18 protein-coding genes are annotated in these 21,737 nt (G+C 59.0%); 12 read left to right on the top strand and 6 right to left on the bottom strand.

Features of this window, described 5'->3' with window-relative positions:
* Nucleotides 1–56 precede the first annotated feature (56 nt).
* Complete coding sequence (gene serB / locus AACY49_RS09510) at nucleotides 57–1,271, top strand: phosphoserine phosphatase SerB (RefSeq protein ID WP_007902606.1); 1,215 nt, start codon at nucleotides 57–59, stop codon at nucleotides 1,269–1,271.
* 129 nt (nucleotides 1,272–1,400) lie between these two features.
* Here serB and AACY49_RS09505 read toward each other — a convergent pair whose 3' ends face one another.
* The 4 genes from AACY49_RS09505 to AACY49_RS09490 form a co-directional block, all read right to left on the bottom strand.
* Entirely contained in the window at nucleotides 1,401–3,191 is a 1,791-nt protein-coding gene (locus AACY49_RS09505) for a molecular chaperone (RefSeq protein WP_339523228.1), read from the bottom strand.
* Between the two features lie 135 nt (nucleotides 3,192–3,326).
* Nucleotides 3,327–4,187, bottom strand: a complete 861-nt coding sequence (asd, locus tag AACY49_RS09500) for an archaetidylserine decarboxylase (RefSeq protein WP_339523226.1) — start codon at nucleotides 4,185–4,187, stop codon at nucleotides 3,327–3,329.
* 18 nt (nucleotides 4,188–4,205) lie between these two features.
* The gene (locus AACY49_RS09495) at nucleotides 4,206–5,021 is read right to left on the bottom strand and encodes a rhodanese-like domain-containing protein (RefSeq protein ID WP_258697836.1); all 816 of its coding nucleotides are present in this window, start codon (nucleotides 5,019–5,021) and stop codon (nucleotides 4,206–4,208) included.
* 258 nt (nucleotides 5,022–5,279) lie between these two features.
* Nucleotides 5,280–6,812 (bottom strand): HDOD domain-containing protein, encoded by a 1,533-nt coding sequence (locus AACY49_RS09490; protein ID WP_339523224.1) that lies wholly within the window; start codon nucleotides 6,810–6,812, stop codon nucleotides 5,280–5,282.
* Between the two features lie 166 nt (nucleotides 6,813–6,978).
* Between AACY49_RS09490 and motA the strand changes: the two genes are divergently transcribed.
* The 9 genes from motA to AACY49_RS09445 all read left to right on the top strand — a co-directional run bounded on the left by motA (nucleotide 6,979) and on the right by AACY49_RS09445 (nucleotide 17,940).
* Nucleotides 6,979–7,830, top strand: coding sequence for a flagellar motor stator protein MotA (gene motA / locus AACY49_RS09485; protein WP_258697834.1), 852 nt, complete (start codon nucleotides 6,979–6,981; stop codon nucleotides 7,828–7,830).
* A 3-nt stretch (nucleotides 7,831–7,833) separates the two neighbouring features.
* A complete protein-coding gene (motB, locus tag AACY49_RS09480) occupies nucleotides 7,834–8,880 on the top strand; it encodes a flagellar motor protein MotB (protein WP_258697833.1) in 1,047 nt (348 codons plus the stop codon).
* Nucleotides 8,881–8,992: 112 nt separating this feature from the next.
* A complete protein-coding gene (locus AACY49_RS09475; RefSeq protein ID WP_258697832.1) occupies nucleotides 8,993–10,159 on the top strand; it encodes a sterol desaturase family protein in 1,167 nt (388 codons plus the stop codon).
* Between the two features lie 101 nt (nucleotides 10,160–10,260).
* Nucleotides 10,261–10,716, top strand: a complete 456-nt coding sequence (locus tag AACY49_RS09470; protein ID WP_258697831.1) for a type VI secretion system amidase immunity protein Tai4 — start codon at nucleotides 10,261–10,263, stop codon at nucleotides 10,714–10,716.
* Between the two features lie 292 nt (nucleotides 10,717–11,008).
* Nucleotides 11,009–13,102 carry a type VI secretion system tip protein TssI/VgrG gene (gene tssI, locus AACY49_RS09465; protein ID WP_339523216.1) on the top strand — a complete coding sequence of 698 codons (2,094 nt, stop codon included), beginning with the start codon at nucleotides 11,009–11,011 and terminating at the stop codon, nucleotides 13,100–13,102.
* The gene (locus tag AACY49_RS09460) at nucleotides 13,099–13,665 is read left to right on the top strand and encodes a DUF4123 domain-containing protein (protein ID WP_258697829.1); all 567 of its coding nucleotides are present in this window, start codon (nucleotides 13,099–13,101) and stop codon (nucleotides 13,663–13,665) included. Before tssI ends, AACY49_RS09460 begins: the two co-directional genes overlap by 4 nt.
* A complete protein-coding gene (locus AACY49_RS09455; RefSeq protein ID WP_339523211.1) occupies nucleotides 13,662–16,355 on the top strand; it encodes a toxin VasX in 2,694 nt (897 codons plus the stop codon). The genes AACY49_RS09460 and AACY49_RS09455 overlap by 4 nt, the downstream gene beginning before the upstream one ends.
* Entirely contained in the window at nucleotides 16,346–17,302 is a 957-nt protein-coding gene (locus tag AACY49_RS09450; RefSeq protein WP_339523209.1) for a hypothetical protein, read from the top strand. Before AACY49_RS09455 ends, AACY49_RS09450 begins: the two co-directional genes overlap by 10 nt.
* Nucleotides 17,303–17,670: 368 nt before the next feature.
* Nucleotides 17,671–17,940, top strand: a complete 270-nt coding sequence (locus AACY49_RS09445; protein WP_339523207.1) for a hypothetical protein — start codon at nucleotides 17,671–17,673, stop codon at nucleotides 17,938–17,940.
* 90 nt (nucleotides 17,941–18,030) lie between these two features.
* On the opposite strand, the gene rsgA is transcribed toward AACY49_RS09445, so the two are convergent.
* Nucleotides 18,031–19,062, bottom strand: coding sequence for a small ribosomal subunit biogenesis GTPase RsgA (gene rsgA, locus AACY49_RS09440; RefSeq protein WP_258697825.1), 1,032 nt, complete (start codon nucleotides 19,060–19,062; stop codon nucleotides 18,031–18,033).
* Nucleotides 19,063–19,169: 107 nt separating this feature from the next.
* On the opposite strand from rsgA, the gene orn reads away from it, so the two are divergent.
* Together orn and AACY49_RS09430 are read left to right on the top strand one after the other, a co-directional pair.
* On the top strand, nucleotides 19,170–19,712 hold the full coding sequence (orn, locus tag AACY49_RS09435; RefSeq protein ID WP_007939601.1) for an oligoribonuclease: 543 nt from the start codon (nucleotides 19,170–19,172) through the stop codon (nucleotides 19,710–19,712).
* A 212-nt stretch (nucleotides 19,713–19,924) separates the two neighbouring features.
* Nucleotides 19,925–20,536: a trimeric intracellular cation channel family protein gene (locus AACY49_RS09430; protein WP_258697824.1), complete on the top strand. Its 612-nt coding sequence runs from the start codon at nucleotides 19,925–19,927 to the stop codon at nucleotides 20,534–20,536.
* 96 nt (nucleotides 20,537–20,632) lie between these two features.
* Here the strand turns inward: AACY49_RS09430 and queG are convergent, their stop codons facing one another.
* Complete coding sequence (gene queG / locus AACY49_RS09425) at nucleotides 20,633–21,697, bottom strand: tRNA epoxyqueuosine(34) reductase QueG (RefSeq protein WP_258697823.1); 1,065 nt, start codon at nucleotides 21,695–21,697, stop codon at nucleotides 20,633–20,635.
* Nucleotides 21,698–21,737 lie beyond the last annotated feature (40 nt).

Here is a 21,737-nt window from a genome sequence, read left to right as displayed (position 1 = left end):
CGATGGTCACTGAAAATGGGTAGAATGCGGTTTTTTTCCACCTGCGGGGGTGCGCCTTGCGCGAAATCGTCCTGATAAACATCACGGGAGTCGACCGTCCGGGTCTGACTGCGGCCATTACCGGCGTTCTGGCCCAGGGTGGTGTGAACATTCTCGACATCGGTCAGGCGGTGATCCACGACACCCTGTCGTTCGGCATCCTGGTTGAAATTCCCGATACCGAACAAGGTAACTCGGTGCTCAAGGACATCCTGTTCAAAGGCTATGAGCTTGAGCAACAGGTGCGTTTCACGCCGGTGTCCGAAGAGGACTACCAGCTGTGGGTCGGCAATCAGGGCAAGAAACGCCACATCGTCACCCTGCTGACCCGCAAAGTGACCGCCGAGCAATTGCAGCGTGTGAGTTCGATCACCGCCAAATATGGTTTGAATATCGACCATATCGATCGCCTGTCCGGGCGCATGCCGCTGGACACCCCGGCTGACAAGGGCAAGGGCTGCATCGAGTTTTCCGTGCGCGGCGAGGCGGCTGATCCGCAAGCACTGCGGGCCGAGTTCCTCAGCGTTGCTCAAGAGCTGAACGTCGACATCGCCTTCCAGGAAGACTCGCTGTTCCGCCGTAACCGTCGTCTGGCGGTGTTCGACATGGACTCGACGCTGATCGAAGCCGAAGTCATCGACGAACTGGCCAAGGCTGCCGGCGTGGGCGATCAGGTTTCCGCGATCACCGAACGGGCGATGGCCGGCGAACTGGACTTCCGCGCAAGCTTCAAGGAGCGCCTGGCCCTGTTGCAAGGGCTGGACGTCAGCGTGCTGGACTCCATCGGCGCTTCCCTGCGCCTGACCGAAGGCGCCGAAACCCTGTTCGCCGAACTCAAGCGTCTGGGCTACAAGACGGCAATTTTGTCGGGCGGTTTCACCTACTTCGCCAAGCAATTGCAGGCCAAGCTGGGTATCGACTATGTATTCGCCAACGAACTGGAAGTGGTCGACGGTAAGGTGACTGGCGTGGCGGTCGAACCGATTGTCGATGCGCAACGCAAGGCGGATCTGCTGCGTGAGCTGGCGCATAAGGAAGGCTTGCGTCTGGAGCAGACGATTGCCGTCGGTGACGGTGCCAACGACCTGCCGATGCTGGCGATTGCCGGGCTGGGTGTGGCGTTCCGTGCCAAGCCGCTGGTCAAGCAGTCGGCGAAGCAGGCGATTTCCACCCTGGGGCTGGATGGCGTGCTGTATCTGCTGGGCTTCCGGGATCGCGACGGGCAGCTCTAAATCTTCGACAGTCTGGGCGGGCCCCATCGCGAGCAGGCTCGCTCCCACACTGGATCTGCGTCAAACAGAGATCAAATGTGGGAGCGAGCCTGCTCGCGATGGGGGCGCCGCGGTCTCTCGGATTCGCCCTCAAAGCGACTTCCACAACGAATCAAATTCTTCCGCTACCCCGACCACGCCGCTCCTCGCGGCGTTTTCGTTTCTGGCTGTCTCAAGCGAACGGTAGGCAAACTGATTGAAGCTGTTGGTGCTCGCCACCCGACGCTCCAGCCCGGCCCGGCGTTCCTCGCCGTTGGTATTGATCAACACCTTATTGCCTTCCTGGAATGGCAGGCGCGGCGTGAGCAGGGTGGCCGGCAGTTCAATGGCGCTGATGGCGGGTAGCAACAGCCCGCGCAAGTACTGGCTATGCTCGTCACCGGAGCGCATCAGTTGCAAGCCGCAGGGTTCGGCGCAAGGCGCCACCTGCTCGATACCCATCTGTGTACCGCCGCCCCGCACCTGGCGGATCCAGCGCACCACTGCAATGCTCCAGCCTTGCCCCGCGGTGTCCTCGATACCGACTATCTCGCCGGCCTGTAGCTCGGCGGGCACTGCGCCAGGCCAAGCCAGGCAATAACCACCGGGACTGTGATTGATCACCGCCAGCACATAGGTCGGGAAATGCTGTTGGCGGTCGGCTGCCTCATGGCTGTCATCGTTCTGAAGGTGCGGGTATTCGATCTCTTCGTAGGGCAGCAGTGTGTCGGCGGTGCCTTGGGGGGCGGCGTCGAAGGCCTGGCTCCATTGGTCTTTGGCGCGACCTGTCGGGGCGGTAGCCGAGAATTGCGCGGGGCGGGCGCCGGGTTTTTTCAGGATGTCATTGAACGATCGGTGCCCGCCGAGATAAAAGTGCAACGCACTCATGCCCACGCACAGGGTCAACGTGCCGTGGCCGACGGTGCGCTGGAAACTGCGCTCGGCGGCCTGGCTCCAGGCGGCATGCAGGTGTTGCAGCGTATCCAGATTCAGCCCCGCTGGAACGGGCAGCGGCGATGCCTTGTCGGCCGACTGTTGCAGATGGGTTTCGATGGCTGCGACGAGGGGCTGCGGGTCGATCCCCAGCAAGCTTTCCTGTTGTTCGGCCAGGAACTTGGAGCGATAACGCGGACCGGTGTCGAGATCCGGGGCGACGGCAAACAGCCCGCTGTCCGGTTGGGCCGGTTGCAGTTTGATCCATTGGCTCCAGGGTTCCAGCACCTCGGCGAGCCGGGTGATCTGGTTCTGGCGCAGTTGATTGCAGCGTGCAGCACCCAGCAGAAGGGCGACGACGTAGGTTTGCTCGATGCTGAGCTTTTGCGTCTGGCTGGCCAGTTCATCACGCACGCTCGTATTTTGCAGTTGGTACTGACAGCCGATCCGGTACAGCTGATGCAGTTCCAGCCACAGACCTTCGGGCACCGGACAATAGAGCTCTGTGGCGCGGATCAACGCGCCGTTCAGGCAATGGATGGCCCGTTGCAACGCCTGGGTCAGCAGCGACGCACGGTCTTTGCTCAAGCGCGGTGCGATGCGGATGACGATCTGCTTGTAGCCGATCGCCAAGTGGCTTTGCAGCGCCTGGCAAAGGTTGGCGATCTTGCGCGAACGCTCGTCGAGCACAATCGTCTGATGCAGAAAATGCCGCTCCAGGTGCTTGCAGACGTAATACACCTCGGGCCGCAGCAGTTCGAGCAATTGCAGGCGATTGTCACTGGGTGTGAGCAGTTGATTGAGTTCGCTCAAGCCTTGGTACAACTGGCGGGCGGTTTCGCCGATGTTGGCTTTGGGCAGGTTGGCGATCCAGCGCTTGAGGTCGCGAGGCGTGGCTTCGCAGAAAGACAGGCGCGACTGCGTCGGGATCGGTGCGCGTAGCAGCAGGGCAGGATTGGTGTCATTCATGCCGTAGACAAACTCCGACCAGGAAATGGGCAACGAATGACTTTGACTGTAGCAGCTAAGAGCGCTGGAGGAGGGGGCGCAGCAGGAGGAAATGCCCGACCCCACGAAAGATGTTCGTGGGATCGGATCGAGGGGTCAGGCGGTTGGCAAGCCGATGCCCTGGCCCATCTGCACGGGCGAAAGAGCGCCCAGCCCTTCAGCCCATTTCACTTGATCCGGCCCGAACAGCACGACAGCCGTAGAGCCGAGTTTGAAACGACCCAGTTCCGCACCTTTCTCCAGATGGATCGGCGCACGGGCCGCTTCATCATAACGGAAGGTTTTCAACTCGCGCTTGGGCGGTGTCACCAAACCGGCCCAGACGGTTTCGATCGACGCCACAATCATCGCGCCCACCAGCACCACGGCCATCGGCCCGCGCTCGGTGTCGAAAATGCACGCCACACGCTCGTTGCGGGCGAACAGTTCCGGAACGTTTTCAGCGGTGGTCTGGTTGACCGAGAAGATGCGGCCGGGGATGTAGACCATCTCGCGCAGGGTGCCGGCCAGCGGCATGTGTACGCGGTGGTAATCCTTGGGCGACAGGTAAATGGTGGCGAAATCACCGCCCATGAATGGCGCAGCGTTGGCCGCGTCACCCCCCAGCAGTTCCAGCACGCTGAAACTGTGGCCCTTGGCCTGGAAGACACGACCGTGTTCGATCGGGCCGAGCTGGCTGACGGCGCCGTCGGCGGGGCTGAGGATCGCGCCCGGGGTTGGGTTCAGCGGGCGAGCGCCATCTTTCAAGGCGCGGGTGAAGAACGCATTGAAGTGCTCGTAAGCCGTCAGGTCCTCGACCAGCGCCTGGGACATGTCCACCTGATAACGCTTGGCGAACCAGGCGGTAAAGGCGTTCTTGAACCAGCGCACGCGGCATTCGGCAATGCAGCCGGCCAGTCGCGAGAGCAAGTGGTGGGGCAGCAGGTATTGGCTGAGGATAAACAAACGCTTATTCATTAACTGTCCTTAAAAACCTTAAATCTCTACGGGCGTGTCGGGATGGTTGCCCCATTCGCCCCAGGAACCGGCGTAGCCTTTGACTCGCGGATAACCGAGCGCCTTGGCCACCAGATAAGTGAAGCCAGAGCGATGGTGAGTCTGGCAGTGGGTAATGACTTCTTTGTCTTTGGTGATACCGAGCTGTTCCAGGATTTTCGGCATGTCGGTGCGGATGCGCAGATTGCGCGCCTGATCCATGCCGGCGGTCCATTCGAAATTGACCGCGCCGGGAATGTGCCCGCCTTTGGCTGCCAGCACTTTTTCGCCGGAGTATTCCAGTGGTCCGCGCGCGTCCCAGATCGCCAGATCGGCGGCACCGAGACGACTTTGCAGGTATTCGCGGGTGGCGGTGGGTTCGTCGTGCAGGGTCAGGGTGACCGGGCCGCCGACCACAGGCGGGATCTGGATCGACATGGGCAAGCCTTCTGCCAGCCAGGCCGGCAGACCGCCGTCGATATAGTGATAGTTGCTGTGGCCGATGACATCCAGCAGCCAGATAAAGCGCCCGGCCCAACCGCCGCCTTCGTCGTCATAGACGACGTAGACCGCATCGGGGTTGTGCCCCAGTTCGCCGAACAATGCTTCAAGAGCGGCTTGGGTCGGTAGCAGGCCTGGCGCAGGCGCCTGGCCAAGTTGAGTGCGCTTTGGATCGACAAAGCGTGCGCCGGGGATATGCCCTGCGGCATAGCGTGCGCTGCTGGTCAGGTCCACCAGAATCAGTTCGCGGGCGTCGAGACGCGGGAGCAGGTCGCCCGGTTCGATCACCAGCGCCAAGCCAGAGAAGTCAGACATGTGAGGTCTCCAGAGCACAAAGGGGAGGATTGTAGCGCAGCGTCATGAGGGCCTGTTATCAGTTATTTCGGCACAGGAAACAACGGATGGCCAGGCTCTGTGGCGAGGGGGCTTGCCCCCGTACGGCTGCGAAGCAGTCGCGAATCCGGTGCATGCGGTGTGCCTGGCAGAACGAGGTTGCAGGTTTCAGGACTGCTTCGCAGCCCAACGGGGGCAAGCCCCCTCGCCACAGGTCTTGGCCTTCACTTAACTGACCGGCTAGCGGTGGCTAAAACTGTGCAGGGCCTTTTCGATGCATTGCGCGGTTTTGCCGAAAGCTTGCACGGTGATTTCCGAGAACGGCCCACCGCCCTGATCCGCCACCACGATCATGATCACCCGGCCGTTGTTGACCAGTGAGCGCAGCAGCAAGTGTTCGCCACCGAATTGTTTACGCAGGCTGGCCGGCAACAGGGCCGAGAATTGTGCATTGTTGGCCGGCGTCAGGCGCACCTGGGCCTGTTGCGCGAGCAGGCGTTGCAGCACGGTGCTCTGGCTGACTATCAGGTTCAGACCGGCGACTTCCTTTGGCAGACCGGCGGTCTGCTGCACACGCAGATTAGCGTGTGTGCGATCGGCCATCAGGATCATCACCCGCCGCATGCCGCACGCCACCAGAGCGTCTCGGGCAGATGTGGTCAAGTGCATGGCATTGGTAAAGCGGCTTGGCTCCACCAGCAATTCGGCACATTGCTTACGCCACTTCGCCAGGTCCTCGGCAGTCGGCGCCGCTGCTGGCAGCAAACCGGCGTGCACGCGATTCGTGCCCCACGGCCAGATCAGCGCGACGGCCGGGTGCCAGAGGTCCGGCATGGCGTGATGGCGGGCGCTGTTGGCGGCTTGCTGGTGCAATTGTTGCTGCACTTCATCCATCGGTATTTGCAGGTAAAGACTGGTGAGGTACTGCCAACGCTCACAGTGGGGACTGTCCCAGGCCTGTTGAGCCGACAACGCCAGCCCGTTGGCCAGCAGCACGGTATTGGCTGGCTGATTGAGCCAGCGGCGCAGCGTCGGGTCGTCGTCGAGGCGGTTCTGTTGGCGCAGCGGGTGATCGTTGTCGCGAGCGATGCGCAGGACTTTCACCAGTTCACGTTGCTCGCTGCGCAGCAGTCGATAACCCTGCTGGACCCAGATCGGCAAACGCCAGGTGTCCACCAGCGCCAGACAGATTTCCAGCAGGCGCACGCCGAACAATTGCTGTTCGACTTTGCGTGCCGACTCGCCTTTATGGATGACCCGCAATTCCCACTCTTCAAGCAACTGCGGATGGGTCAACGCCATGGGCCACAGCGGTGAAAGAAACAGCAGGCTGCCCCAATGGATGTCCTGCCACAACCGCGCCAGGCGACTGGCAAAAAAACCGTTGGCCTGCTGGGTGGCGTGCTGGCTGATCAGCTGAAGCTGGCGCAGGGCGATGGGAATCTGCGAGTGGGGTTCGGCGGGCAGGCGCTCGAGCAATTCTTCGGTGCGTTTCAAGCCGAGGCGATTGATCGCCACCTCAAGGTTCTCGGCAGGCTCGGTCAAGCTGCCATGGGTGTGGCGATTGGCTTCGCGAATCACGCTCAAGACCAGGGCCGGGCTGTCCTGCATCAGTTCGGCGATGTCGCGCAGTGAGCTGCGGCTATCGCGGATGGCTTTGCAGACGCGGTCGTGGCTGGCTTGCGGAACCGGCAGGCGCACGCCATCGAGAAGCTTGACCCAGCCTTCGAGTGTGGTCGGTTTTGGTGTTGGGACGTTCGTTTCGTTAGCCATGTCTGGACGCGATCATCGTCTGCATTACCTATGCCCGGTGCGGGTCAAATTGGCTTTTCGCCTGAACTGGCTATAGTCTGGCGCAGTTTTGCCGATAAGTAGAAGAAGAGATTTTTTAACTTCCGAATATGACCTTGAACCCGACTCAGTAAGTGCTCTCCTACCTATGGCTAAAATTATCGGCATCATTGTCGTATTCGCGAGCGTGCTCGGCGGATACGTGCTTTCCCACGGCAAGATTGCCGCCCTCATCCAGCCTTTCGAGGTGATGATTATCGGTGGCGCAGCCCTTGGCGCATTCCTGCAGGCCAACCCCGGTCATATGACGATGCACGTGCTCAAGAAGTCCTTGGGCATGTTCAGTTCGCGTTTCAACCACACCTTCTACCTGGAAGTGCTGGGGCTGATTTACGAGATCCTCAACAAGAGCCGTCGCGAAGGCATGATGGCGATCGAAGGTGACATCGAAGATGCCGCCGCGAGCCCGATCTTCGCCAAGTACCCGGCAGTGCTCAAAGACGAGCGCATGACCGCGTTCATTTGCGATTACCTGCGCATCATGTCCTCCGGCAACATGGCTCCCCATGAGCTCGAAGGCCTGTTCGACATGGAACTCTACAGCCTCAAGGAAGACCTCGAGCACCCGTCCCACGCGGTGAACGGCATCGCCGACGCCATGCCCGGTTTCGGTATCGTCGCGGCGGTATTGGGGATCGTGGTGACCATGGCGTCCCTGGGCGAAGGCGACCAGAAATCCATCGGTCTGCACGTGGGTGCGGCACTGGTCGGTACCTTCTTCGGTATTCTCGCGGCCTACGGTTTCTTTGGTCCGCTGGCCAACTCCCTGGCTCACGATGCCAAGGAAGAACTGAACATCTACGAAGCCATCAAGGCTTCGCTGGTGGCTTCGGCTTCCGGGATGCCGCCGTCGCTGGCGGTGGAGTTCGGTCGCAAGGTTCTGTACCCGGCGCACCGTCCTAGCTTCGCTGAGCTGGAACAAGCGGTTCGCGGTCGCTAAGTCATGGAAAATAACCAGCCGATAATCATCAAGCGCGTCAAGCGCATCGCCGGCGGGCATCACGGGGGCGCCTGGAAAATCGCCTTCGCGGACTTCGCGACGGCGATGATGGCGTTCTTCCTGGTGTTGTGGCTGCTGTCCACCGCGACGCCTGAACAGAAGATTGCCATCGCCGGTTACTTCAAGGACCCGGTCGGGTTTTCCGAAAGCGGCACGCCGTACATCATCGACTTGGGCGGCACGCCGACCCTGGCGCCGGAGAACACCCTCAACCCCGAGGTGAAATCTCAGCCGCAGCCAGACAAGGTGACCATCGACGCCGAGCAGGTTGAAGGCATGGCCGAGCAGGTCGAGAAGGAACGTCTCGAACTGTTGCTGCAAGAACTGCAGAACAAGGTCGAAGAGAACCCGCAACTGAAGAAATTCAAGGACCAGATTCTGTTCGAAATCACGCCGGACGGTTTACGCATCCAGATCGTGGACGCCGAAAACCGCCCGATGTTCGACTCCGGCAGTGCCCGTCTGAAGCCGTACTTCGAAGACATCCTGCTGGCCATGGCCGACACCATCAAAGCGGTGCCGAACAAGATCAGCATCAGCGGCCACACCGATGCCAAGCCGTACTCGGGCACCGGCGACTTCGGTAACTGGGAGCTCTCGGCCAACCGCGCCAACGCAGCTCGTCGCGCGTTGGTCGCCGGCAGCTATCCGGACGCTCAGGTAGCGCGCGTCGTGGGTTATGCCTCGTCGGCGCTGTTCGACCGGGAGAACCCGTTCAACCCGGTCAACCGTCGGATCGACATCATCGTGCTGACCAAGAAAGCCCAGCGTGCCATCGAAGGTTCGCAAGGTGCGGAACCGGCGCCAGCGCCGACGCAGGGGCAGGGCGGGCCGGGCGAAGTGCCCGCGCCGCCAGCCGATCCGAACGCATTGCCGGCGGATAAAGAACCGCTGCCGGCCCATGAGCTTCGTGAGCGTTTGAATCTGTTTGATGCTCCTGCGCCAAAGTCGGGTGAGCCGGCCAAACCTGCTGTACCGCCCAAGCAATAACCTGCAAAAAAGCCACGATAGTCGTGGCTTTTTTGTCTCTGGCTGCGTCAGTGCAGCGTCGCAATGACTCAACTCACTGCAAGTTTGTTTTCGGAATCATGGAAGACCGGTAATGGAAAGACTCAAGTCCTATTTTCAGCGACATGGCAACGCACCCTTCAAGTTTGGTGAAGGCCGGGTCAGTGGCTACATCTCGGCGACGCTCGGGCTATTGAGCCTGCTGGCGGTATTCTGCTTTCTCTTTCCCGAATGGCTGACCACCGCCGAACTGCGCAAGGTGTACGACGAGCAGTTTGCGCGCACCACGCTGTTGCTCGGGTTGGTGCTGTCCTTCTGCCTCGGCACCCTGAATATCCTGCTCAACACGCGCAAGCGCCTGGGGATCACCGGACTTGTTGCCTCGGGGCTGGCGGTGTTTCTTGGCGGCACCAATGTGCAGGTCAGCTCTATAGGGCAGACACCGTATTCGCTGGGGCTGGACTGGTTCGTACTGGCCCTGCTGGTGTCGGCCATCGTCTTTATCCCGCTGGAAAAACTCTATTCCAAGGACCCCGAGCAAAACATTCTGCGTCCGCACTGGCGAACTGACCTGACCTACTTTTTCGTCAGTCATATGCTGGTGCAGTTCATCCTGATTTTCATCACCGCCTCGTCGAGCTATATAGCCGGTTGGGCGGTGTCGACGAACTTGCAGGCTAGCGTACAAAGCCTGCCGATCGTTGTGCAGTTTTTGCTGGCGGTGCTGGTGGCCGACCTCGGTCAATACTGGCTGCATCGGTTGTATCACGTGGTGCCGTGGTTATGGCGCATCCATGCCGTGCATCACTCAAGCACGCACATGGATTGGCTCGCCGGTTCGCGTGTTCATTTCATCGAGATTCTGCTGACTCGCACCGGCGTGCTGGTGCCTTTGATGCTGCTGGGCTTCGCGCCCCAGGCGTTGAACGCCTATGTGATTCTGGTCGGCGTACAGGCCGTGCTGGCCCATGCCAATGTTCGGATCAACGGCGGCTGGCTGAATTATGTGATGGTCCTGCCGCGTTATCACCATTGGCATCATGCCCGGCACAAGGATTACATCTACAAGAACTATGCGATCCATACGCCGTTGGTGGATATGCTGTTCGGCACCTTCAAGTTGCCGCCCAAGGAGTGGCCGACGCGCTACGGTGTTTTTGGCAAGGACTTGCCGGGCGGTATCCTGCGCCAGCACCTGTACCCGTTTCAGAAGCCTGAGCTGAAGACCGTCGAACCGAAACCGCCGGCAGCGGTTTCCTGAGGTCAAAAAAGCCGCGATCATCGCGGCTTTTTTGTCTGCTATTTCAATGAGCCAGGTGTGAACTATCAAACCGACCGCGCAAACTTCTGGAGTTTGTCTTGATGAAATATTTGACTGCGGTCTTGGCTCTGGCTTGGGCAGTCGCACCTTCCAACAGTTGGGCCAAGGATGATCCGACCCACTCCCCACAGGCAGGCGGGCGCACCTACGCGCAAAACTACAAGGATATGGTGCTGGCAGACTGCATCGCCACAGCCTACAAGAGCGAATCTGAAGCCGCCCAGGACGCCGGAAGCAGTGCCAGCGCGCTTATGGATTGGACCTATTTCGATCTGGAGCAAGCACCTCAAGCCGGTAGAACTCTGGTTGATCAGTTTCTGGCTCGTGATTATCACAATCCACTGGTCGAATCAGAGCGAAAAGGCGTTCGCTTTGAGCTGCTCAAATGCCTGGACCTGTATCACAGCAAAGAATTGGACAGTCAGGTCAGGCAATTGGTCATCAAACCCCAGCACACCTATCGTCAGGACAATCCCCCACGACCCAAAAAGGATTGACCTGCGCCGCGAGTAACCGTTCGGCCATTGATTGGTCAGCATTGAAATACAAAAAAGCCGCGATCGTCGCGGCTTTTTTGTCCGTGCTTTCGGGGATGGGATCCTACCAATCTTTATTTTTGTTGTTCGTTGAGAGGCTGATCTTCGATTGCGAAGATTCCTTCTGGGTTTAAAGAACAGTCCTACATCCATCCTTTGCCTGTCTTGTTAGCGTGCCCGCCAATTTCGCGTGCACAGATCACGGACGGTTTGGACATCGCGCTTCATTTCCTCTTTGCTTAAGGATAAGCGTATGTTCGGATCGGCCAATACGGCGCACTTCGCGCTGCACATCCCCGCTGTTCGTCACGATTTCAAAGTCTTCGCCTTTGACGGTGTTGAGGCCATCAGTGCCTTGTACGCGATCCAGGTTGAACTGGTCAGCGAAAACCCGGATTTCGATCTGGAGAGCCTGCTCAGTCAGACTGCATTTCTCCAGTTCGGACTTAACGGCGAAGGCCTTCATGGCCATATTGAAGAGGTGTTCGTCGGTGAAGCCGGCAAACGCCTGACCCGTTATCACTTGACCCTTGTATCGACGCTGCACTACTTGCAGTTCAGCTACGATCAACGGATTTTCCAGCACTTGACCGTGCCGCAAATCATTGCTCAGGTGCTCAAAGGCCACGGCATTCAGGCCGATGCGTTTACCTTCCATGTCAGTACCAGCCCCGAGCGCGAGTACTGCACTCAGTTGGGGGAAAGCGATTTGGAGTTCGTCCAGCGCCTGTGCGCCGAGGACGGCATCGCGTGGCATCACCAGCATTCGGCAGACGGTCATTTGCTGGTGTTCACCGACGACCAGACTTGGCTCCCCAAACTGGGCGAAACCCCTTATCAACAAGACTCCGGCATGGTGGCGGACCACCCGGTGGTCAAGCAGTTTTCCATGGGCTTTCGCAGCCGCACCAGCACGACCACGCGCCGGGACTACGACTTCCAACGCCCGAGTCTGTTGCTGGAAAGCCGCTTCACGGCCGAGTTCAGCCCTGAGCTTGAAGACTATCGCTACCCCGTATTCATCGAGAACGAAAAACGCGGCAAACAACTCGCTCGCCAGGCCTTGGAGCGGCACCGTGCCGATTACCAGTTGGTCGAGGGCCAGAGCGATCAGCCGTGCCTGCGCAGTGGTCACTTTTTTAACCTGACCGAACACCCGCGTAAAGCGTGCAACGATTTGTGGCTGTTGCTCAGTGTGTCGCACGCCGGAAAACAGCCTCAGTCACTGGAAGAGGCCATCACCAGCGACGTCAAACCTGAAGACGGCTTTACCCAAGGCTATCGCAACCACTTCAGCGCCATTCCATGGGATGTGCTTTATCGGCCACCGCTACCTGCACGACGATCGGCGCTGGTCAGCCAGACCGCCCGAGTCACCGGCCCTGTCGGCGAAGAGATCTACTGCGATGAGTATGGTCGCGTGAAGATCGAACTGCCGTGGGACCGGGCCGAACTCAACAGTGAAAAAAGCAGTTGCTGGGTGCGGGTGTCATCCAGTTGGGCGGGGGATGGCTTTGGGGCAGTGACCGTTCCGCGTATCGGCATGGAAGTCGTCGTCACCTATCTGGACGGCGACCCCGACCAGCCATTGATCACCGGGTGCGTGACCAACAAGCTCACGCCTGTGCCATACCCCTTGCCCGAGCACAAAACCAAAACCGTCTTGCGCAGCCACAGCTCCCCGGACACCGGGGGTTACAACGAGTTGTCGCTTGAAGACCGCGCCGGGCAGGAACAAATCTACCTGCGCGCCCAACGCGACCTCGAACAACTGATCCTCAACGACAGCGATACCAAAATTGGCAACGACCGCCGCGAACAGATCACCCGCGACAGCCACAGCCTGATCAGCAACGACCGCTTCGAACAGGTCGACAACCACAGCACCAGCCTGATCAAGGGCGACGAGTTGCGCACGACCCAAGGTGTGCGCAACACGGTGATCGGCGGCAACGAACTCATCTCAATCACCGGCAACAGCAGCACGACGGCAGAGGGCACGTTGGTGATTCAGGCCGGTTCGCAGGCCCATGTCACCGCTGCCAACGTGGTCATTAATGCTGGAACGAGCTTGACGTTGCAGGCCGGTGGTCAGCACATCGTTATCAATTCGAGCGGGATTTTCAGCAGTGTCGCTATTGTCGAGGGTGGTTCGCCGGTCGTGGGCCTGCCCGGGCAGGCGGCACTGTCAGTAGTTCCCCAAGCTGACGAGGCAGTGGTTGTCGACACCCTTCCCATGGAAGCACTACTCAAACAGAACATCGTCTTTCGTGAGGCCGATTCCGGCATTTGCCCGATATGCGATGCCGCCCCGGAACATCAGTTAACAGAGAGGGCTGAAGCATGACCCCGATCACCCCGAACAAAGGCCTGCTCCTGCTTGACGGTTCCCAGTATGAGGACGCTATCGATTGGCTTCACGAGCACTACGGCGCAGACGCTCCTCAATCGCTTTTCAAGGGAACCGCCTACGAGCCGATTGGCGCAGCGGGGCCATTTCTACTCAATGCCTCACTTGGTAGCGCGGCCTACGCCGCATGGTGGGGTGGCTCTGACTTGCAACACGGTGTTTGGCTGGCTTCTCCACAGAGTGCACAACAATGGCTACCGATCCTGCAACGTCGGTTGCGCATATTTGATGAATATGAGCGAGAGCTGTGGCTGCGCCTGGCGGATGGCTCGGTTTTGCGACGCGCCTGTTTGGCGGGAGCGCAATGGCCAGCAGGCTTTTGGTTTGGTGTGGAAAGCGTCTGGCTACGCCATGGCAACGCGCCAGTGTGCGCTTGGGAAAACAAAGCGCCTGAATTCGACTCAGCACCGGCCAATAAAGGTCTGGCCGCGCAAATCACCTTGCCTGAGCCGCTTCTGCATGCACTGAGCCTTCCCGCCAACTCGGAGAAAAACGCATGAGTGCCCAGAATAAAATCCGCGTTGGAACCTGCCCGCTGTTCGCTGCCGTTTTGCCTCTGCGATACGCCCTCGGTCCAACCGTCGCTGTCGATACCGATGCCTACGACTTGCCAGCGCTGAGCGGCTCGTTTCCCGAGTTGGGGCCTCGGCATCCTGACTTGACCGGGCATGCGCTCAATTACACCTCGCGTTTGTTGCGCGACGGTTGGCTCTACGTCTGGGAGAGCAGTCCGCCCAAGTTGGTTGAATATCAGGTCGAAAAAGCTCAGCTCACCCAAACCCCGCGTGCGGGCAGGGTGATCGACATTCGGGTCAAACCCCATCTGGTGTTAAGAGCGGGCGACCCTACCGGATTGGTCTGGTCGCCCGTTCGCTGGAGTGAAGCGCAATACCAGGCCGCCAGAAAAGACCCCGCCGTGCGTCAGCGCATCATGCGCAGTTTTGTTCCGGGTGTCGCGCCGTTCAGCGGCACGGTTGACACCGTCACCAAGCAGATTGGTGAATACACCGATGCGACGAGCTACGGCTGGAGCGGTCAATCCGAAACGGAGCACGCACCCGACTGGTTGAAAGTGCTAAAGCAGATGAAGGCTTGCGAACAGCAGACCTACGCCGTTATTGATGATGCGTGGGGCGTGCTGCTCGACCTTGCCGCGTTGATGCGTGTGCGTAAGGAAGCGTTCGACAGTTATCAGGAACATCACGCTGAAACGTGGGCGATGGCCAGTGTCATCAAGTCACTGAGCGAAGGCGACCGGCAACTGAGTGCACAGTTGCCGTCCATCACCCGCCATGACGAACTCCAGCGGCTATGGAGAGATCAGGAAATCCAAAATGACCGATATACCGCCGACACGCGTCGTCTGGCCCAACTCTGGGTGGCGTGGTTCAACACCCTGCAAGTGACCGGTGCGTCGAGCATGGACACGGCTTGCGGCCATTTCGACATTACCCAACCGATTGCCCGTGAGGCATTGGAGTTGTATTTCGCGGCGGCTTGTCTCGGGCCGGCCACTACCAGCATCGGTGCTCAGGCGATTACCCAGAATCTGGGCGGTAACTCGCCGGGTAAACCCTGGCTGCTTTGGGCTTTGCTCGGATTACCCGCACGGCTTGGCAAAGGTGAAATCAAATACCTCGTCGATCTGGGCGATGCGTTCAACGACAACACGGCGGCGTTGCAGGAAGGTGCTAGCAAGCTTGCCAGTGCTTTCGGCTATGCCGAGGCACTGAACAAGACCGCCGACAAACTGAAGCATCACAAACCAGCGGCGGGCGTGGAGGCCTTGTTTCTGGCCATCGCTCCGATGGCCGGGTTGCAACTGCATCAGGCGCAGAATTCGGCCAGCACAGCGGGGAGTTTGTACATGGCGGCGGCCCTGGCCCGTAGCGACCAGCGCATCCAGACCTTGGGCGTTACGTCGCGTCAGTTGGGCGAGTGGTACAGCGATTTGATGGAAACGCGCCCAGCGGCGCCAGCCCATTTGAGTGTCGCTCCGCTGGTCGGCGCGGTGGGGCAGAGTGTGCCGTTCATGCATCTGGTGCCGGCCAGCACCAAACTGCCACCGTTGCCGGTGAATCTGGCATCAGGAGTGGACTTGAGTAGCGTGCTGGATCTGAAAGGGGCTTGGGATAAAGCGCCGATCAAGGTTTTGGTGACGTTTATGGCGGGGCTGAATTTTTATTGGTCAATGGATCAGTTAGTAGATAGCGGAACTACCAAAAAATGGGTTGGTGCTTTCGGCGCTTTGGCTGGAGTCGGAGCAGCAGGTGCGGCAGTTGGTCAGCGGGTAGCAGAGGTTAGCTGGACTTCTGCTATTAGCCAGGGCGGCAAAAACTCTATTCCAGCGAGGCTCGCGTTAGTTCGAGCCATGGGAATGGCCGCAGGTGCTTCTTTGTTGCAATCAGCTTTCCTCTGTTTTGATGTGGTGGTTTATGGTTTTGAAGCCTTTGAAGCGTTCCAGGCAGGTGACTTCGATAGCTTCTCGGTTAATCTGGGGCTTATCGGGGCTTCGGTAGCAAGTATCAGGCTCCAGGCTCAAGCGTTTCGAGCACTGCGCATTGCGCGAGCGGCCGTGATAGCAGGGGATGCGGCGGCTATTTCTAAAGGACTGGATGTCGTGCCCCACTTGGGCATCAAGCTTTTGGGGCTCTCCGTGGTGATTGTAGGCGGGGTCATTGCCCGGCTCTATACGACTGACTCACCGCTGGAAAAATGGGTAAAAAACAGTCATTTCGGTATCCGTCCGGACAGCGGTTGGTCAAATAACTACACCCAGTCAATGGAACGTCTATATCCCATTCTGTTTCCTGTCAATTTTGAAGTCTTCCGACTGAGAGAGTTGCACCCCTATCAAGGGCAAGTCACCTCCACCTACTTGATGCTGAACCTGCCGGGGGAAAACATTCAGATGACGGATGGGATGATCCACTTCAAGGGCCATGAAGTCTGGCGCGATACACTCGGATATCACCCCGAGCGGGTCAAAAAGGTCGAATGGACAGGTGAAAATTTTGATCGGCATAGTGGCAGTCGGATTACTGTACAAGCCGGCATAACCCCATACCGACGCGTCTACCATGAGGACGGCGTGCGGCATTTGTGGAGCATTGAGGGTGAGTTGATCTATTCGCCGCGTGAAGGACTGACGCTGCCGGCGGTAAAAATCAAGGACTGGGCATGGATATGAAAACGCTGGATCAGCCGCGATACAGCGCTATCCCCACTGTACTGCTGGAAGCGGATAAGCCCACTGGTGAGCAGCCAATGGAGCTGTTCATTACTGATGAGCATACTGAACACTATTTGGCTTTGCAGGCAGGCGGAGATTCGGATCGGGGGCAATTTACGGGTCTTGGCGGGTGGATAGGGCTGGGTGGGCTAGGAATGGCTTTTTTGTTAATGATCAATGGAAAGTGGGAAAGCGTTCCGATGGGCCTGATCATGTCAGCAGCTTTTTTCCTTGTTCCTTTTTTTTGGGAAACCCTTCGTCCCTTACCGTTGCCCATTCTGTTCAACCGCCGCACTCGCGAAGTGTATTTCAACCACGAAGGTGTACTGCTCCACGCTCCATGGGATGGCATAACCGCCGTGGCTAATGAATACCAGCTCGTTGGCACCCACATTGGCGGCATGCAAAGTACCTCGCTGGAAATACGCATGTGGCAGTTTGAAACGCCGGAAATTGCATTGATGGTCAGTATCGGCCCTCCCTTCGGCAAATCATTGGCGATGCAGAAAGGCTTTTGGGAATATATCCGTTCCTATATGAACAACGGCCCGTATTTCGACGAGCAGGGAAATCACAGCGAGTCTGATGCTTTCGTAAAAAGCCAACTGGCAGTGCAGCCAAACATGAGCGGTTGGTTCAAGGACACCTTCAATGGCATAAAAAAAAGACGGATGGAAAGTGACGGGAAGAACTACTTGGGCGGCAGCGATGTAGTCATGCTCGTTCTGACTTTTCTCTTTTATCCATGGTTTCGCATTCAGGAATTCACCTACAGCCTCGCCAAACGCCGCTCTCGCAACCTATGGCCAAAAGTTGTCACTGAACGCCTGAAAGCAAATGGCCCCATCACACGCCTTGTTGATCTGGAGCACGAGCAAGGTGTTGGCGTATCGAAGGCGAGTTGATCTATACCCACAATGGGACTGAGCCACCGGCGATAAAAATCAAGGAATGAGGACTGTTCGGAGAATGGTGTAGGACGGCTCCGAGACCCATAAACCGGGTTTTACTTCGCCGGAACCTCGCCTATAGTTCGTCCGGCACCGACGAATCGGTGATCGACTTTAGCCGGTCGTAACAGATGATGCACAAGCGCCCGTATAATCGCGGCGCTTTTTGCTGCCTGGCATCTGCATGTCTATGGTGGCTGTGCGTGGGACACCTTCGGGTGTGCCGGGTTCATCTGTCCGGTCGGCTAACCCGCGTACAGCTACCACCCAATTCGTTTAGCCGCGAAAGGGTGGGAGTTTCACTTATCAGATGAGATAGAAACATGACCCAGTACCACGCTCTGCAAGGCAACTTCAGCGTCGGCCCGACGCTATACATCGACACCGAAGCCAAAGTCTCGGATCTCCTCGAAACCGCCACTCACCGAATCAAAGCCGCCCGCAATATGCTCAATAGCGTCACCTGCCTGTGCATCAAAAACGCCGAAGGTCACGACCTGGAGCATTTCGCCAATGCTGCACATATATTGATTCAGGACGGCTGTGACGCTCTGGATGCGCTGGGCTGGAAGCTGGAAAAAGCCGTACGCTGAAAATGAGAAAGCCGCGATATTCGCGGCTTTTTTGTGTCTGCGGGATGCTGCTGATCATTTTCGTAGCATCACGAAAATGATCCAGGCTACTTAATAGCTGCTTTCCGGCAAACTGGCGATGATCGACCGATAGCTGTTCATCCGTTGCTGCTGCACGCGGCCGTCTTCCAGCGCCTTGAGCAATGCGCAACCCGGCTCGCGGTCGTGCTTGCAGTCGCGGAAGCGGCAGGTGCCGAGCAGGTCGTTGAACTCGATGAAACCGGCTTCGACGTCGGCGCGGCTGACGTGACCCAGGCCGAATTCCCGGATACCCGGGGAGTCGATCAGTTCACCGCCACCGGGGAAGTGGAACAATCGCGCGGTAGTGGTGGTGTGGGTGCCCTGGCCCGACAGCTCGGACAGCGGGCCGACGCGGGTTTCGACTTCAGGCAGCAGGCTGTTGACCAACGACGACTTGCCAACACCGGACTGGCCGACGAATACGCTGATGTGCCCGTCCAGCTGCTTCTGCAACTGCTCCATGCCATTGCCGTGGTGGGCCGACACTTCCAGCACCGGGTAGCCCAACGTGCGGTAAACCGCCAGCAAGGCGTTCAACGCCGGGGCGTTCTGCTCGTCGATCAAGTCGAATTTGTTCAGCAGCAGTAACGGCCGAATACCCGCGTGTTCCGCGGCGACCAGATAACGGTCGATCAGGTTGGCATGGGGCTCGGGCAGCGGGGCGAAGACGATGACGATCAAGTCGACGTTGGCCGCCACCGGTTTAAGCTGGCCACGGCTGTCTGGACGGCAGAGCTCGGTTTTACGCGGCAGTTGCGCCACGATCACGCCGATGCCCTGGTTGCCGGCACGCCACACGACCTGATCGCCGGTCACCAGCGCCGGCAGGTTGGCGCGCAAATGGCAGCGGAACACCTGGCCGGCCAATTCGCCATCGAGGGCCTCGACTTCGACCTGCACACCGAAGTGCGCGATCACCAGGCCCGTCTGTTCCGGACCCAGGTCGCCGCCTTCGAGTGCCTCGACAGCCGAGGACTCGCGTTTGGCGGCGCGGGCAGCGCGCTCGCCCTGAATCTTTTCGATGCGCCAGTTTTGACGACGATTGAGTTGGCGTTTGGCCATGGGTGTTCCGTATCGAGAATGCAGCGATTAGGTAAAACGGCCGCGAGTTTAGCACGCCCGGCCACCGGCCTAGGCTAAACTGCGCAGCATTGCCTAGGAGCCGACACATGCAAAATCCGCAGAATCTGATCTGGATCGACCTGGAAATGACCGGTCTTAACCCTGATACCGACGTCATCATCGAAATGGCCACCATCGTCACCGACAGTGATTTGAACACCTTGGCCGAAGGTCCGGTGATCGCCATCCATCACAGCGACGAGATCCTCGCCGGCATGGACGAGTGGAATACCCGTCAGCACGGCGGCTCCGGGCTGACCCAACGGGTCCGCGACAGCCGCATCAGCATGGCCGAAGCCGAGGCCGAGACCATCGCCTTCCTGGAGAAATGGGTGCCGAAGGGCAAGTCGCCGATCTGTGGCAACAGCATCTGCCAGGACCGTCGCTTCCTTTATACCCACATGAAATCCCTGGAAAGCTATTTCCACTACCGCAACCTCGACGTGTCGACCCTCAAAGAGTTGGCCGCGCGCTGGGCGCCGGACGTGCGTGACAGCTTCAAGAAGGGCAGTACCCACCTGGCCCTGGACGACATCCGCGAATCGATCGCCGAGCTGCAGCACTACCGCAAGAACTTCATCAAGTTCTGATTGGGTATGGAGTCGGTTTTTGTGGCGAGGGAGCTTGCTCCCGTTCGGCTGCGCAGCAGTCGTAAAGTTCTATCTGAAGAATTGCGCTTTCAGTAAATGGGGGCGCTCTGCGGCCCAGCGGGAGCAAGCTCCCTCGCCACAGGTTCTCTTGCCCCCTTTTGGTGCCCTGACGATCTGAGTAGACTGCGCGCCTTCTTGTAAGGACCGCCGCCATGTTGCTGATGCTCTACCTGATCGCCATTACTGCCGAAGCCATGACTGGCGCCCTGTCTGCGGGTCGTCGCGGAATGGACTGGTTTGGCGTGGTGCTGATCGCCTGCGTCACGGCGTTGGGCGGCGGTTCGGTGCGTGACGTGTTGCTCGGCCATTACCCACTGACCTGGGTCAAACACCCTGAATACCTGGTGCTGACCTCAGTCGCGGCGATGCTGACGATCTTCATCGCCCGTTGGATGCGTCACCTGCGCTCGCTGTTTCTGGTGCTCGATGCCGTGGGCCTGGTGGCGTTCACCTTGATCGGTTGCATGACCGCCCTGGAAATGGGCCACGGCATGCTGGTGGCCTCGGTCAGCGGCGTGATCACCGGGGTGTTCGGTGGCATCCTGCGGGACATCTTCTGCAACGACATTCCGCTGATCTTCCGCCGCGAGCTCTACGCCAGCGTCTCGTTTGCCGCGGCGTGGTGCTATCTGCTCTGTGTCTACCTGCAATTACCCGGTGAGCAGGCGATTCTGATCACCCTGTTCGGCGGCTTTCTGCTGCGCTTGCTGGCGATCCGTTTCCACTGGGAAATGCCCAAGTTCGTTTATAACGACGAGGCTTGATCACATCCTTATCTCTTGGGCCGTACTCGTGCCCGCAGGCTGCGATCTTTTGACTTTGATTTTTTAAGATCAAAAGATCGCAGCCTGCGGCAGCTCCTACGCGAGGCCGTGTTGTTTCAAGGCCCATTCCACGTGTTCACGCACCAGTTCCGACGGATAGTCCCGCCGTGCCTTCAAGGCCTCCAGCACCGGAATGCTCGACGGGGCATTACCCAGGCCGACCGCCAGATTGCGCAGCCAGCGTTCGTAACCCGCGCGCCTGAGCGGTGAGCCTTCGGTGCTGCTGAGAAATTTCTCTTCGTCCCACATGAACAGTTCGGCCAGTTCGGCGTTGTCCAGGTTGTGCCGGGGTTTGAAGTCGCTTTCCCCGGAAGGCCGGGCGAAGCGGTTCCACGGGCAGACGATCTGGCAGTCATCACAGCCGAACACCCGATTGCCGATCAGCGGCCGCAAATCTTCCGGGATCGCACTTTTCAGCTCGATGGTCAGGTACGAAATGCAGCGCCGGGCGTCCAGCACATAGGGGCCGACGAAGGCATTGGTCGGGCAAATGTCCAGGCAGGCAGTGCAGCGACCGCAGTGTTCGCTGGCGTGGGGCGGGTCCACCGGCAGCGGCAGGTCGACGAACAGTTCGCTGAGGAAGAAGTAACTGCCGGCCTTGCGATTCAAGACCAGCGTGTTTTTGCCGATCCACCCCAGGCCAGCCTGTTCGGCGATGGCTTTTTCCAGCACCGGGGCGCTGTCGACAAACGCGCGGTAGCCGAAGGGGCCGATCACCGCCTGAATTTTTTCCGCCAGTTGTTGCACGCGTTTACGAATTAATTTGTGGTAGTCGCGGCCCAAGGCATAGCGTGAGACGTAGGCTTTTTCCGGTTGGGCCAGGCGTTTGGCCATTTCGGTGTCGCCCGGCAGGTAGTCCATGCGCAGGGAAACCACGCGCAAAGTGCCGGGCACCAGCTCTTCCGGGTGCGAGCGTTTGCTGCCGTGGGCGCCCATGTAGTCCATTTCGCCGTGATAGCCGGCCGCGAGCCAGCGCTCCAGGTGCTGCTCATGCTCGGCCAGGTCGAGGCCGCTGATGCCGACTTGCTGAAAGCCCAGCTCGCGGCCCCAGTCCTTGATGGATTGGGCGAGGGCGGGCAGGTCTGTGGTAATAGCGGGCATGAGGCGAGAGAAACCGGAGCTGAGATGCGTATAATTCTGC

The organism is Pseudomonas sp. EL_65y_Pfl2_R96 (assembly GCF_963970905.1).
Lineage (GTDB): Bacteria > Pseudomonadota > Gammaproteobacteria > Pseudomonadales > Pseudomonadaceae > Aquipseudomonas.
Note: the sequence above shows the minus strand (reverse complement) of the source record. Positions and strands in the feature narration are given on the sequence as shown.